Annotated in this window: 10 protein-coding genes and 6 pseudogenes; 6 read left to right on the top strand and 10 right to left on the bottom strand. The window is 70.2% G+C overall.

All coding sequences use genetic code 11. The features are described 5' to 3' along the window. Positions 1-108 precede the first annotated feature (108 nt). Positions 109-375 (top strand): helix-turn-helix domain-containing protein, encoded by a 267-nt coding sequence (locus F7Q99_RS28865; RefSeq protein WP_153466876.1) that lies wholly within the window; start codon positions 109-111, stop codon positions 373-375. Position 376: 1 nt separating this feature from the next. On the opposite strand, the gene F7Q99_RS28860 is transcribed toward F7Q99_RS28865, so the two are convergent. From F7Q99_RS28860 to F7Q99_RS28850, 3 genes are all read right to left on the bottom strand, one after another. Then, positions 377-1,360 carry an alpha/beta hydrolase gene (locus F7Q99_RS28860; protein WP_153466875.1) on the bottom strand — a complete coding sequence of 328 codons (984 nt, stop codon included), beginning with the start codon at positions 1,358-1,360 and terminating at the stop codon, positions 377-379. Positions 1,361-1,541: 181 nt separating this feature from the next. After that, positions 1,542-2,138 (bottom strand): NADPH-dependent F420 reductase, encoded by a 597-nt coding sequence (locus F7Q99_RS28855; RefSeq protein ID WP_153466874.1) that lies wholly within the window; start codon positions 2,136-2,138, stop codon positions 1,542-1,544. A gap of 40 nt (positions 2,139-2,178) precedes the next feature. After that, entirely contained in the window at positions 2,179-2,997 is an 819-nt protein-coding gene (locus F7Q99_RS28850; protein ID WP_326847300.1) for an inositol monophosphatase family protein, read from the bottom strand. A 137-nt stretch (positions 2,998-3,134) separates the two neighbouring features. Here F7Q99_RS28850 and F7Q99_RS28845 point away from each other — a divergent pair. Next, a pseudogene (locus tag F7Q99_RS28845) lies at positions 3,135-3,681 on the top strand (LysR family transcriptional regulator); the annotation flags it as partial. Positions 3,682-3,852: 171 nt separating this feature from the next. On the opposite strand, the pseudogene F7Q99_RS28840 reads toward F7Q99_RS28845, so the two are convergent. Together F7Q99_RS28840 and F7Q99_RS28835 are read right to left on the bottom strand one after the other, a co-directional pair. Then, positions 3,853-5,061: pseudogene (locus F7Q99_RS28840) on the bottom strand (IS110 family RNA-guided transposase). Positions 5,062-5,334: 273 nt separating this feature from the next. Then, positions 5,335-5,925 (bottom strand): annotated as a pseudogene (locus F7Q99_RS28835) (transposase); the annotation flags it as partial. Between the two features lie 2 nt (positions 5,926-5,927). Between F7Q99_RS28835 and F7Q99_RS28830 the strand changes: the two are divergent. Further along, positions 5,928-6,425, top strand: a pseudogene (locus F7Q99_RS28830) (short-chain dehydrogenase); the annotation flags it as partial. A gap of 10 nt (positions 6,426-6,435) precedes the next feature. Here F7Q99_RS28830 and F7Q99_RS43765 read toward each other — a convergent pair. From F7Q99_RS43765 to F7Q99_RS28820, 3 genes and pseudogenes are all read right to left on the bottom strand, one after another. Next, positions 6,436-6,639, bottom strand: a pseudogene (locus tag F7Q99_RS43765) (hypothetical protein); the annotation flags it as partial. A 386-nt stretch (positions 6,640-7,025) separates the two neighbouring features. Beyond that, positions 7,026-7,637, bottom strand: a complete 612-nt coding sequence (locus F7Q99_RS28825; protein WP_153466872.1) for a hypothetical protein — start codon at positions 7,635-7,637, stop codon at positions 7,026-7,028. Positions 7,638-7,765: 128 nt separating this feature from the next. Continuing rightward, a complete protein-coding gene (locus F7Q99_RS28820; protein WP_153466871.1) occupies positions 7,766-8,509 on the bottom strand; it encodes a hypothetical protein in 744 nt (247 codons plus the stop codon). Positions 8,510-8,771: 262 nt separating this feature from the next. On the opposite strand from F7Q99_RS28820, the gene F7Q99_RS28815 reads away from it, so the two are divergent. Then, complete coding sequence (locus F7Q99_RS28815) at positions 8,772-9,404, top strand: hypothetical protein (RefSeq protein WP_153466870.1); 633 nt, start codon at positions 8,772-8,774, stop codon at positions 9,402-9,404. 243 nt (positions 9,405-9,647) lie between these two features. Here the strand turns inward: F7Q99_RS28815 and F7Q99_RS28810 are convergent, their stop codons facing one another. Both F7Q99_RS28810 and F7Q99_RS41710 read right to left on the bottom strand, forming a co-directional pair. Next, entirely contained in the window at positions 9,648-10,745 is a 1,098-nt protein-coding gene (locus F7Q99_RS28810) for a MerR family transcriptional regulator (protein WP_326847365.1), read from the bottom strand. Positions 10,746-10,891: 146 nt separating this feature from the next. Further along, a pseudogene (locus F7Q99_RS41710) lies at positions 10,892-11,247 on the bottom strand (IS21 family transposase); the annotation flags it as partial. A 163-nt stretch (positions 11,248-11,410) separates the two neighbouring features. Between F7Q99_RS41710 and F7Q99_RS41705 the strand changes: the two are divergent. Continuing rightward, a complete protein-coding gene (locus F7Q99_RS41705) occupies positions 11,411-12,286 on the top strand; it encodes an ISL3 family transposase (protein WP_230210979.1) in 876 nt (291 codons plus the stop codon). Continuing rightward, positions 12,283-12,966 carry a transposase gene (locus tag F7Q99_RS41700; protein WP_230210978.1) on the top strand — a complete coding sequence of 228 codons (684 nt, stop codon included), beginning with the start codon at positions 12,283-12,285 and terminating at the stop codon, positions 12,964-12,966. The genes F7Q99_RS41705 and F7Q99_RS41700 overlap by 4 nt, the downstream gene beginning before the upstream one ends. Positions 12,967-12,998: the final 32 nt, after the last annotated feature.

The raw sequence follows: 12,998 nt of genomic DNA, 5'->3' as shown, positions 1-12,998 counted from the left end.
AGCCGAACGCCAGGCCTCGCCGCTCAGGATCTCGTTGATCTTGGTGGGGCGCTCCTTGTCGACCACTTCATCGGCGTCGTCCACCAGGTCGCCGCCGGCGGCACGGTGATGGCCCCGGACGTGGTGAGCGCGCTGCTCGACCAGCGTTCCGCCGACCCGCCGCTCCAGGCGCTGAGCCCGCGCGAGCGCGAGGTGCTCGCCCTGATGCCGGAGGGACGTACCAACGCCGCGATCGCCGCCCGGATGTTCATCTCAGAGAAGGCCGTCAGCAAGCACAGCTACAACATCTTCACCAGGCTCGGCCGGGAGCAGTCCGAGGAGGACAACCGGGGGGTCGCCGTCCTGGCCTCGCCCCGCAAAGGGACGTCGTCGTAGCTCACTCAGCCGCTGCCTGATGATCGTCATAACGGTGGGCGGGTCGGTCGTTGAGCGTCGTGGCCACGGCATCTCCGAGCTGATTCAGGACGTCCCGTGAGAGTTGCACCGACCCGGTGAACGAGAAGAAGGCGTGGGTGGCACCCTTGATCGGGAGGTGCGTGACCGGTACGTCGGCGTTGGCGAGCTTCTGCGCGTAGCGGTCACCCTGGTCCCGCAGCGGATCGTGTTCGGCGGTGACGATGACGGCGGGAGGCAGCCCGGCCAGCTCGTCGGAGCGCGCCGGCGAGACGCGGGGGTCGGCACCTTCGTCGGGCGTGTTGAGGTAGAGGCCCCAGAACCATTCGAGCCAGCTGCGGCTCAGCAGCGGTCCGGCCATGTTCTCGTACATGGAGGGGCTGTCGTCGAACCTGTCGACCGCCGGGTATGCCAGTACCTGCAGGGTGATGGGAGGTCCGCCGCGCCGCTGCGCTTCCTGCGCGAGGGCCGCGGCGAGGTTGCCGCCGGCGCTCTCGCCGAACACTGCGATGCTCTGCCCGTCGCCGCCGAAACTTCCGGCGTTGGCCGCGACCCATGTCAGAGCGGCGTAGGCGTCTTCGATCCCTGCCGGGAAGCGGTGTTCGGGCGCGAGCCGGTAGTCGACGGAGACCACGATCGTGCCGGAGCGGTTGGTCATGATGCGGGCGATGTGGTCCTGGCTGTCCAGGTCTCCGAGGACCCATCCGCCGCCGTGGAAGAAGACCGTCACGGGCCGCGGCCCGGAGCGCGGGAGGGTGGCGGGGGTGTAGATACGGATGGGGACCTCGAGGCCTTCGGCGGCGGCCACTGCATCGTGCACGCTGCCGACGGGCTCGATGTCGCCCGCGAGGGTGGAGAAGCTGCTCACGAGGTCGCGGTTCTCCGCGACCGTTCGACTCTCCGGTGCCGGGTTGCCTCCTTCGGCCAACTCCTTGAGCAGGGCATCGATCTGGGGGTCGAGGGGCATGTTGAGGACCTTCCTGGAGCTGGCGAAACGACACCGATTGGAATGAATGTTCCAATCCCTGCAAGGCGCAGGAGTGGAGCAGCGGCAACGTGATGCCGTCCGGCGCTGAGTCGCCGGCCCGGGCTGCGCTGTCGTATCCGTTCTGGATGTGGGCCTGCCGGGGGCGGTGCGCTGCGTACGGTCAGCGGGCGATCGAGATCGCGAAGGGTGTGAATCCGGTGGATCGGATGACGTGCGGGACGAAGAGGATCGCGGCCTCTGTGGCGCGGGCGGTCTGGATTCCGCCGAGGTCGGTGATCCACTCCTTGTGCCAGCCGAGGTCGGTGAGCAGCTCGTGGACGGTCTGCTTGGCCTGCGGGTCCTCGCCGGATAGGAACGCGGTCGGTGTCTGGGTGAGCGTGGCCGGGGCGGTCATCACCGGGAAGAGCATGGTGTTGAGGGTCTTGACGACGTGGGTTTCGGGGAGCGCTTCCTGGAGCTGCTCGGCGAGGCTCGAGCCGGGGTAGATCAGATCGGCGGGCAGTCCGTCCGGTCCGTCGGTGGTGGCGTTGGAGACGTCGACGAGGATCTTGCCGCGCAGTTCCTCGCGCAGGGCGACGAGCCGGTCCAGCGAGCCGTTGCCCGGGGTGGCGTTGATGACGATCCGGGCGCGTCGGGCGGCGTCGGCGGCGGCGCCCGGCGTGCGGTCCGCCACGGTCACCTCATGCCCTGCCCGGGTGAGGGCTGTGGCCAGGTTGCCGCCGACGCGGCCGTTTCCGAGAACGGCGATCGTGGTCATGGTGATGGTGTTCCTTCCATGGGTGCGGGTTGTGGTGCGGTCAGCGGGAGAGGGTGGCGACGGCTTCGGCGTGGATACCGGGCGCGGCGGCCAGGAAGCTTCCGCTCTGGGGGGTCCAGGGGCGGCCCTGGGCGTCGGAGATCCGTCCGCCGGCTTCGCTGACGAGCAGTGCTCCGGGGAGCAGGTCCGCGCGGGCGCCGGCGAACTGCCAGAAGGCGTCGATCCGGCCGGCGGCCACGTTCACCAGGTGCAGGGTCGCGGGCACGGCGGTGCGGACGACGAGCGCGTCGAAGAGCATCGCGGTGATCGAGGAGCCGACGCGTCGCACGACCTTCTCGTCCTCGTCCGGCCGGGCCTGGCTGGTGGCCACGATGCTCAGGCCGAGGTCCGCAGTGGGGGAGACGTTGAGCGGCCGGCCGTCGACGTGGGCGCCCGCGCCGGTGAGCGCGGTGTAGGTCTCGCCGGTCAACGGCAGGTGGACCACGGTGAGCACCGGCTGGTTGTCGCGCACGAGGGTGGCGGTCACCGCCCACTCCGGCAGAGCGTGCAGATGGTTGACGTTGCCTTCGGCCGGATCCACCACCCACCACTCGCCGGGCGGCAGCGCCCCGCCGTCCAGCTCGTCCTCCACCCACCCGGCGTCCGGGCGCAGGCCCGTGAGGCGGGGGCGCAGGATGCCGAGGGCCGTGTCGTCGTTGACGGCGAGCGCGCGCATCAGCTCTTCGCGGCTCTGGTAGCGGACCGCCTCGCCGAAGCGCTCGCGCAGCGCGGACCCGGCTGCGCGCACGGCGGCCGCGGTCTGGTGGAGCAGGTCGGCGTCGGAGGCGGCGACGTCAGTGGTCTGAAGCATGTCGGACACGGTGAATTCCCTCGTGAATAGGGGGTGATGGGGCCGTTTCGGCCGACGTGTGCGCTCTGTTCAGCGCTCTGGTCTCGAAGGTATCCAGCCCCTTGATTAACTTCAAATGCATGTAAAGCACGGCTAGGATTACTCACATGCAATTGGATCTGAACCTGCTGGCCGCGCTCGACGCGCTGCTGGAGGAGGGGAGCGTGGCCGGGGCGGCCGCGCGCCTGCATGTCACCGCCCCCGCGATGAGCCGGAGCCTGGGCCGGATCCGGCGTACGACCGGGGATCAGATCCTGGTGCGCACCGGCCGCACGATGACCCCGACGCCGTACGCGATGGCCGTCTGGGAACGGGTGCACGAGCTGCTGCACGAGGTCCAAGGGGGGGCTTGCGCCGAGCCGTGAACTCGATCTGGCCACGCTGGAGCGCACGTTCACACTTCGCTGGCATGATTCCCTGGTCGCGTTGAGCGGCCCCGCACTGCTCTCGGCTGTGAGGGAAGAGGCGCCGGGCGTGAGGTTGCGCTTCGTCGCGGAATCGAGCACCGCCACCCCGGAGTTGAGGCGCGGCGGGGTGGACCTGGAGGCGAACGCCAACCGCCCGAGCGCACCGGACATCCGCGCCGAGAACATGGGCGAGACCCGCCTCGTCATCGTCGTGAGGCAGGGACACCCCTCACCCGTGTCAGGACGATCAGAAGCGATTCCCAAACCGAAGGTAGGGTCACGTTTTCCCAGGTGAGGCGTGTGGCCGGCGCTCGGCAGGCATGCTCGGGCCGTCGTGGCAGTGCGGGGCGTGCTTGGAGGTGGCGGATGCCGTCGGTGCTGGGGGGTGCCTCTATGCCCTTCGTCAAGGCTGCGCGGGTCATGCGGGCACGGTTTCGGGGGTGCGGGTCTCGTAGAGGGTGCCGTCTCGGAGCATGGCGAACAGGACGCTGATGCGTTGGCGGGCGAGGCGCAGGAGGGCCTGGGTGTGGGTCTTGCCGCGGTCGCGCTGCCGGTCGTAGTAGGCCCGGGAGTCGGGGTCGTGGAGGGCGGCGAACGCGGAGAGGAACATGGCTCGTTTCAGGAGCCGGTTGCCGGTTCTGGGGGCGTGTTCGCCGTGGATGGAGGATCCGGAGGACTTGGTCGCCGGGGCGAGGCCGGCGTAGGAGGCCAGGTGCGCGGCCGTGGGGAAGCTGGTGCCGTCGCCGACGGTGACGAGCAGGGTGGCGGCGGTCCTGACGCCGACTCCGGGCATCGAGGTCAGGACCGCGGAAAGAGGGTGGGCCTCCAGCAGTTCGCTGATCTGGGCTTCGACGGCTCACCGCTGTTCGTGGACGGCGGCGAGCGACCGGGCCAGGGAGGGCACCACCACGTCCAGGGTGGTGGTGCCGGGGACGACGACGGTCTGCTCGTCGAGTGCGTCGAAGATCTCGTCGATGAGGCGTTCGGCCATACGCGGGGCCTTGGGCCGTATGAGGGTCACGAGTCTTCGTCGGCCGGCCTTGCGCAGGGCGGCCGGGGATCCGTGCTGTTCGAGCAGGTGGGTGACGGCGGGGTGGGCCAGACGTGGGCCGAGGACACGTTCGAGGGAGGGGTGGAACTGGGTGAGCAGACCGCGCAGGCGGTTGCTGGTGCGGGTGGCCTCGGCGGCGAGGTCCTGGTCGAAGCCGGTCAGGACGGTGAGCTGGGCGGCGGTTTCGTCGGCGAGTTCGAGGGCGCGCAGGGTGTGGGGCATTGTGCGGGCGGCGTCCGCGATCACGCGGGCGTCGCGGGCGTCGGTCTTGGCCTCGCCTGGGTAGAGGTCGGCGATGCGGCGCATGGCCAGGCCGGGCAGGTAGGCGACCTCGCAGCCGGCGTCACGGGCCACTGCCAGGGGCAGGGCGCCGATCGAGGCCGGCTGGTCGACGATGACCAGGACGCGGCCGAACTTGGCGGTGAGCTTGTCGAAGACGGCCCGCAGTTTCGGTTCGCTGTTGGGCAGCCGCTTGTCGAACACGGTCTTGCCGGCTGTGGTCAGGCCGTGGCCGTGGTGGTCGCCCTTGCCGACGTCCAGGCCGAGGAAGACCGCGATGTCACTCGTGTCGAACACCGAACCCCCCGAGGGTCGTTCATCGTCCCGGCCTCGCCCGTCGGCACCGTTCGCGCGCATCCACGTTACGCAGACCCGGCACCCGTCAGCGGCCGGGCGTTGCGCTCGGCCGGATGCCGGTCAGGCCTCTCATCAGCGGTCACACGGTGCTCCGGGCCCGGTGACACCACCCCCCAGGTCATGCGATCGACAGGGGGCAACAGTCATGCCGGACCCGGAGGCCAGGAGCCCCGTTTCAGGGCCACGAAGAAGACATCCGATGGGGTTAGGAGGTCAAGCCGCGATGGCCAGTTCGAGCTTGGGCGGGACCGGGAAGGCAGTGGTCTCGCTGTAGAGCGTGCCGGTAGCGAGGCAGTGGTGGAGGCAGCCGAGGAGCCGGTTGTAGAGGTTGCGCTGGGCGGAGCTGTGGCGGTCACCGGCCTTGCGCCGGCGATCGTAGTGGGCCCTGGCGCCGGTCGACGCGGTGAGCGAGGCGAAGGCCCAGACGTAGCCGACCGCGGCCAGGCGCTGGTTCTTGACCCGGCGGACCATCACCGCGTGGCTCTTGCCGGAGGCGCGGGTGACCGGCGCTGATCCGGCGTAGGCCTTGAGCGCCCTGGCGTCGGCAAAGCGGGTGCGGTCGTCGCCGATCTCGGCGAGTACCCGGGCGCCGCTGAGCGCGCCGAGGCCGGGGAAGCTGGTGATGATCGCGGCGTCGGGGTGCTGCTCGAACAGCTCGACCGAGGCCTCGGCGAGATCGTCTGCGGCGGTGCAGGCGGCCTCGAACTTGCCCAGCAGGGCCAGGGCCTGGCGGCCCATCGCCTGCTCGACGAGCGGGAGTTGGCGCATCTGCGCAAGGCGGAGGGCGGCGTGCAGGCGCTCGATGCATCCGGGCCGCGATCCACTTCGACGACCTGCAATGGGAGCGGTCGTACAGCCGGGCCGGCGCCTACGGTCAGTCCAAGCTGGCCAACCTGATGTTCACCTACGAGCTGCAGCGCCGGCTCGCCTCGCACGGCACCACCGTCGCGGTGGCCGCACATCCCGGCCTGTCCAGCACCGAGCTGGTCCGTAACAGCCCTGCGGCCATCCGGCTTCCGCTCACTTGGCTCGCGCCGCTGGTCACCCAAACCCCGGCGATGGGCGCGCTGCCGACCCTACGCGCCGCCGCCGACCCCGCCGTGCTGGGCGGCCAGTACTACGGTCCCGGCGGACGCCTTGAGATCAAGGGTCACCCTCAGCTGGCCACCTCCAGCGCGCAGTCGTACGAGACAGCCGTCCAGCAACGGCTGTGGGCCGTCTCCGAAGACCTCACCGGCGTGATGTTCCCCGTCGCCCAATCCCAGCAGAACCAGATCCAGTCCGGACCGGCCATCACCAGTTAGCCCGCGCGCCCTACTCCTCGTCGTCCTCATCCAGCCCGAGCCCGGCCGCGTCTGGGTCACGCAGCGGGCGCAGGGCGCCAGCGGCCGGGGTGGAGGCAGTGAAGCTGTAGCGGCCGAGCACGTTGAGGTTGCGGTGCTTGAGCGGGGAGAGGCGGGCGCTGTCCTCGTCCCGGATCTCGTGGCCCTTGGCGCGGAGCTGGGCGACGGTGGCGTCGCGGTCTCCTCGGTGCCGGTCCCGGGGCGGTGGCGTTCGACGAACGCCCGCAGCCGGTGCCGGTTGTCGCCGGTGCCAGCGGTGTAAGCGAGCTCGGCGGCGGGCCGGTACACACCGCCGCCTTCGACCGGCAGCTCGGGGGCGGGGAAGAGGTCTGACAGGGTGATCATGGAAGTCTTCGAGGCGCTCGACGCCACCGGATCCGGGCCTGGCTGGGCGCGGCGTGCTCCGCCCCCGCACCCGTGGCCAGCGCCAAGGGCTGCGCTGGACCAGCCCCTGCCGCCTGCCCTGCGCCGCCGCATCCGCCGTCAGGGCCGTGGCCGGCCCCGCCGTCGGCCCGTCACCGCACCGGCCCGGGCACTGGGCAGTTGCCAGGCGAGCCACCGTTACTTGGTGAGCCACATCCTGATAACCGCGGCCGGCGGGGGCACCCGCTCGTAGTAGGGGGCGATGGCCTCGGCGATGGCGGCGGCGAGCTCATCGACCGTTCGCAGGACGTACCGGGGTGGGGTGATCCAGATCCGGGGTTCGGCCTCGCGGTCGTCGCTGTTGTGGATGATCTGGGCGTACAGGTGTCCCAGACCCGCTTCCCAGCCCCAGGTGCTGTACTTGTCCCAGCCCGGCATGGAGAAGACCTCCAGCGAGGCTGCGGGTGCGCCGGGTTCGGCGACGCGCCGGACCGGACGCGGCGGCGCCGGATTCGTGTAGGACGGGCCGTAGACGATCTCCCACACCCCTTCGGCCTGGTGCTCCAGGACGTCCATCGGGATGGTCGCCCTGAGGAGGCGCAGCTGTCGGCGGAACTCCGCCGGGGTGATGTCGAGCCGGGCCGCGTGGGTGGGGATGTCGCGGTCGCGGAGCTCCAGTCCCAGCACGAGCGGCGGGTCCTCGTCCCACGAGGTCTGCTTCGTGTGCTCGGCGAGCAGCAGGAACACCTGCCGGGTGGTCTCGTCGCCGATGTGAAGCCCCTGGACATAGGCGAGGGCCTGCCCGCTCATCCGAACTCCCCTTCCTGTAAACCCGTGGTGGCCACGGTCGCTGCCTGCTCGGTCACGCTACCGCCCGCAGGCGCAGCCGTTCGTGGAACAACGGAAAGCCCGTGCGGGCTGGCTGGCCGCCGGCCGGGTCACCTGTCGTCGTGCCGTCCGCACTGGCCGCCGGCGGGAGCCAGTTGCGTTGAGCAGCGGGCGCAGATGACGCCGCGTTCGGGGTCGGGGTGCATGGAGCAGGGGTCGGTGGCTTCCATGCTGTGGGCGGTGGCGAGCAGGCCGGGACAGGCCTCGTGGTGGCACTCGGCGACGCCGTCGTGGTGGACGACCAGCGGGCCGGGGCAGGAGGTGCGCCGGTACAGGTCGGCGATGGTGTTGATGACGTTGACAGTGCGGATCTCGGCGTCGCTGACACCCGTGGGGACGGAGACGCCCTGGGCGGCGAGCACGGCGCGCTGCAGGCCGTCGAAGGGGCTGTCGCAGCCGCACGGTGCTTCGCGGGGCGTGATGGCGGAGCCGTCCTCGCGCAGGTCGAAGCCGCAGCCGTGCAGGATCGTGCGGGCCGCCTCGAGGAGATCGTCGGCGCCGGGCCGGGGCGCGGGCAACGCGGTCGGGTCGATGAACTCGGGTCGGCAGCCGCCGCACTCCAGGCGCAGTTCGCCGTCCGGGCCGGGAACCTCGAAGGGAAAGGTGGCCGGGTCGTCTTCCTTGCGGTCGCGGCGGAAGTCGACCTTCCCGCACGCGCCACAGGCCAGGCCGGCCTGCCGGGCGCGGCCGCGGCTCCAGTGCGCGGCCTCGGCCGGCAGCTCCCGGGAGCACAGCGCCATGTTCTCGAACGGCCAGGCGCCAACGGGAACGGGACGGAAGTAGGCGAGCTTCATCGAGGCATCCCTGGTTGGGTGTTCGTTCCGCTGATGCGTGCGGGCTATTGCGCGGCTTGTTCTGCTTGATCCTGCCCATGCCGCGAAGAACGAGCGGCGGGCCGGATCGGCGCTCGGCCGTCCGGGCGACAGGGCTGTAGACACGTGTGTCATGGACTGTGTTCCGGCCCTTGCGGTGGAGGCTCTGTGGGTGGTGCTCTTCGCAGAGGCGCTCTGAGGGCGGCCGGATGCGGGCGGTCGCGGGCGGGGTTAGCCTGCGGGCGTGACGGACTGGGCGACCATCTCCTCGCTGGCCACCGCCGGCGGCACGCTCGTCCTGGCGGTGGCGACCTTCGCCTCCGTCCGCTCCGCCAACCGCTCCGCCCGCACGGCCGAGCGCACGCTGCTGGCCGGGCAGCAGCCGCTGCTGGTGACCTCGCGGGAGCAGGACCCGGAGCTGAACGCCCGCTTCGTGGAGGGCCGGATCGTCACCGTCCCCGGTGGCGGGGCCGTGGTCGAGGTCCACCAGGACATCGTGCTGCTGGCCATCTCGCTGCGGAATGTCGGCACCGGTCTGGCCGTGCTGCAGAGCTGGCACGTGACCCCCGAGGTGCGGACCGAGCGGGCCCACCCGCCGCTGGCGGAGTTCAGCGCCCACGTCCGGGACATCTTCCTGGCGCCCGGCGACCACGGCTGCTGGCAGGGCGCGTTCCGCGACCCGTCGGCTGCGGAGTTCCGGGGGCTGACCGCCGCGATCGACGCCGGGGAACTGCTCACGGTCGACGTGCTGTACAGCGACTACGAGGGCGGCCAGCGGATGATCAGCCAGTTCGCGCTGCGGCACGACCCGGCCGAGCGGGGCTGGAAGCCGTCGGTGATCCGCCATTTCGCGCTGGACCGCCCGGAGCCCCGTTAGTGTCCTGCGCCGGGAATTCGATCAAGATATGCGGCGCCGGAGGGCTCAAGGTCAGCTTGGCTGCGGCGAACGCGAAACTCGCCCAGCTCGACAACCTCATCGCCCGCCGCACCTCCGCGGTGCACCTCGGTATGCCTGCCTTCCCCGACGTTGCAGGACGCCATGTCACTACCGACCCCAAGCTCCGGCTGTCGGAACCGAATGGCAGAGTGCGGCCGTGAAAGCCACCGACTTCTGGGCGGTTCAAGCTATGAGCAGGCGGAGGCCGAGATCTTTCGCGTCGAGGCCGGCGAGGTCGCTGTTGCGCTCGGCCCACCGGCCGGAGTCGAGGTCGTCGCTGAGGCTTCGCACCGCCCGCTGCTCGGCCTCCGGCCCGACCCTCGTCCAGACCGACATCGCACGGCGCACGTGATCCTCCAGATACGCCCCCGGTCGGCGCCAGTACGCCTCGAACAGGCCATCAGCGCAGTCCCACGGGATGGGCACCGGCTCAGCGCGGGCGCCGATCGCGTCGGCCATCCCAGCAAGCGAGGGAAAATCTGCGAGGACGGCGGCGAATTCGGGCAGGTAGTCGCGGGTGAGCCAGAACCGGTCCTGCCATCCGGGCTCGTCGGTGTCGAACGTGAGCACTACCACGCGGCGGGCCACGCGCCGCATCTCGCGCAGCCCCGCTATCGGGTCCCCCCAGTGGTGAACGGTGGAGACGGCCATCGCGACGTCGAAGGACTGGTCCTCGAACGGCAGGCTCTCCGCGGCGGCGGCCACGCACGGCGCCGAGCCGGCAGGCCGCTGCCCCCGCATGACCGCCGATGGCTCCACCGCGGTCACGTTGCGATCAGCAGGCTCGTAGGAGCCGGTGCCGGCTCCTACGTTCAGTACCGTCTGCGCGTCCCCGAGCGCGTCCCAGATCTGCGTGGCGATCCGCGGCTCGGTACGCCGTGTCGCGGTGTAAGCGCTGCCGATCGCGTCATACAGCCGTGCGCCGAGCATCTCCAGTTGCTCCTCCGGTGTCACTTTCAGTCCCTTCGCCCGTGCCTCAAGTTCCCTGTCGATGGCCGCCACCATGGCGTCAGCGTGATCGCGCTGTTCCAGCAGCAGGCCGCGCAATCGGTGCAGGTGCGCGACCGCGTCGGTGGAAGGGTCGCCGACCAGGTCCGCGACCTCCTGCAGCCCGAAGCCCAACCGCCGGTAGGCCAGCACCTCCCGCAGTCGCTCCACGTCGCCCGCCGAATAGGCCCGGTACCCGGCTGCAGTTCGCGTCAACGGCCGTACGAGCCCGATCTCGTCATAGTGATGCAGCGTGCGGACGCTCACGCCAGCCAGCTCGGCCACGCGTCCCACGGTCCAGTGATCCTCCACGGCGCCGACTATGCAGCCTGACGCCACGTGAGGGTCAAGAGCCTCACTCACGGGAGCAAGGGTCGAACGCCAAGCAGCGGTCCAAGGCGACTCCTGCAAGCCAGAGAGATGGTCTGGTTCAGAGAAGGGATCCAGGGTCTGAACACCCTGCGGTTCCCGGCCCGGTAGGACTCCTTCGCCGCCGCGACGGCCCGGCGGGTCGTGCGGTCGGTGCCGGTGAAGCCCATCGCGACGATCTTCTTGTGAACAGCGTCGGCTCCGACCTTGCCGCGGGACCGTTCGACCAGTTCCTCGACTTCGGCAGGAAGTCGTCGATCAGCTTCGACCGCACCGCCCGTTCGGTCGGGTCGACGCCCTGGCCTCGGAGCTAGACATAGCGCCGGACCGTGTGGTGGTCGTAGCCGGCCAGCTCGGCCGCCTTCCGGTAACTCCCCGTGAGGTCGTACGCCTCAAGAATCTCCATGATCTCCTCATCGCTCTTCACCATGCCCACTGTGCGTTACGGGCGTGGTGGGTCGGCGGGGAGATCAGCTGTCCGCTACTGGGGAGGTTCCGTGGCTCTGATCAACATTTCGGGATCGCCCAGCGTGACTGCACGTCAGATCGATCTTTGAACGGGTGTGCTCTGTGATCAGACGTTGAAGCTGTTGCTGCCGCACCTGGCCGCCCTGGTGGTCGAGGATGTCCGCGAGGTGGGATCGGGGGTGAAGATCACCGCCCTGGTATCCTCTGACCAGGCATGTTGCCCAGACTGCGGTGCCGGTTCAGTGCGGGTCCACGATCGCTATCGGCGGCGGATCGCCGACCTGGCCATAGGTGGCCGCGCCGTGACGATCGTCCTGTCGGTGCGCCGGTTCCGCTGCGAGACCGCCGGCTGTCCACGCCGAACCTTCGCCGAACAGGTCGAGGGCCTGACCTTCCGATACGGCCGCCGCAGCCTGCTGCAGCGCGGGCTGCTGGAGGCGGTCGCTCTCGCACTCGCTGGTCGTGCTGGGAGTCGGCTCGCCGCGCACCTGCGCTGCCGCGCCAGCGCGAACACCCTGCTCAACCTCATACGCACGCTGCCCGACCCGCCGCTCAGGCAGGCCCCACGGGTGCTCGGCGTCGACGACTTCGCGCTGAAGCGGGGCCACGTCTACGCCACGGTCCTGATCGACATCGAGGCCGGCCGCCCGATCGACGTGCTGCCAGACCGGACCGCCACGACCCTGGAAGACTGGCTGCGTGAGCACCCCGGAGCGGAGATCGTCTGCCGCGACCGGGCAAGTGCCTACGCCGAGGCCCTCAGCAAGGCCGCACCGGACGCCATCCAGGTGGCAGACAGGTTTCATCTATGGAAGAACCTCGCCGAGACCATCGAGAAGTGCGCGGTCACCCACCGCACCTGCCTTCAGGAACCGGACGACCAGGGCCAGGAACCGCCGTTCCCGCCGAGCCGCAGCCGCAACTGCCCGAGGGTAAGCGGGCCAGTGCCATCCGCGAACGCTACGCCGCTGTCCAGGAGTTGTACGGCAAGGGCATGACCATCGGCCGGATCGCCGAGCTGCTCGACCTCGACCGCAAGACGGTCCGCAAGTACGCCCACACCGCTGTGGTGGAGGATCTCCTGGCCCCGCCCCGGCAGAGCCGCCGTGCACTCTCCCCATGGATCGGCTATCTCAACCAGCGGTGGAACGAGGGCTGCACCGACAGTGGACGCCTGTTCCGTGAGATCCAGACCCTGGGCTACCGCGGCAGCAGCCGCAGCGTCCGGCGCTGGCTGGAGCCGCTGCGGTCCTCACCCGCACCGGCGCCCAAGCTGCCGACCGCGCCGACCGTCCGGCAGGTCACCGGCTGGCTCACCCGCCACCCCGACGCCCTGAACAGCGACGAGACCCTCCAGCTCAAGCACCTGCTGGCCCGCTGTCCCGAGCTGACCGCCGCCAGCGAGAGCGTGCGCGACTTCGCGCGCATGATGAAGAACCTCGACGGCGAGCGACTACTGAAGTGGATCGAGCGGACCGAGGTCACCGACCTGCCGCCGCTACGCAACTTTGCCCGCCACCTGCGCCAGGACCTCGACGCCGTGACCGCCGGACTCACCCTGCGCTGGAACAGCGGCCCCGTCGAGGGCCACGTCAACCGGATCAAGTACCTCAAGAGGCAGGGTTACGGCCGTGCGAGCTTCTCCTTGCTACGTCGCCGAATCCTCCTCACACCCTGAGCCCGGCCCGCCGACGACGGTGCGAAAGACTG

Origin of the sequence: Streptomyces kaniharaensis (assembly GCF_009569385.1) — a bacterium.
Classification (GTDB): Bacteria; Actinomycetota; Actinomycetes; order Streptomycetales; family Streptomycetaceae; genus Kitasatospora; species Kitasatospora kaniharaensis.
Note: the sequence above shows the minus strand (reverse complement) of the source record. Positions and strands in the feature narration are given on the sequence as shown.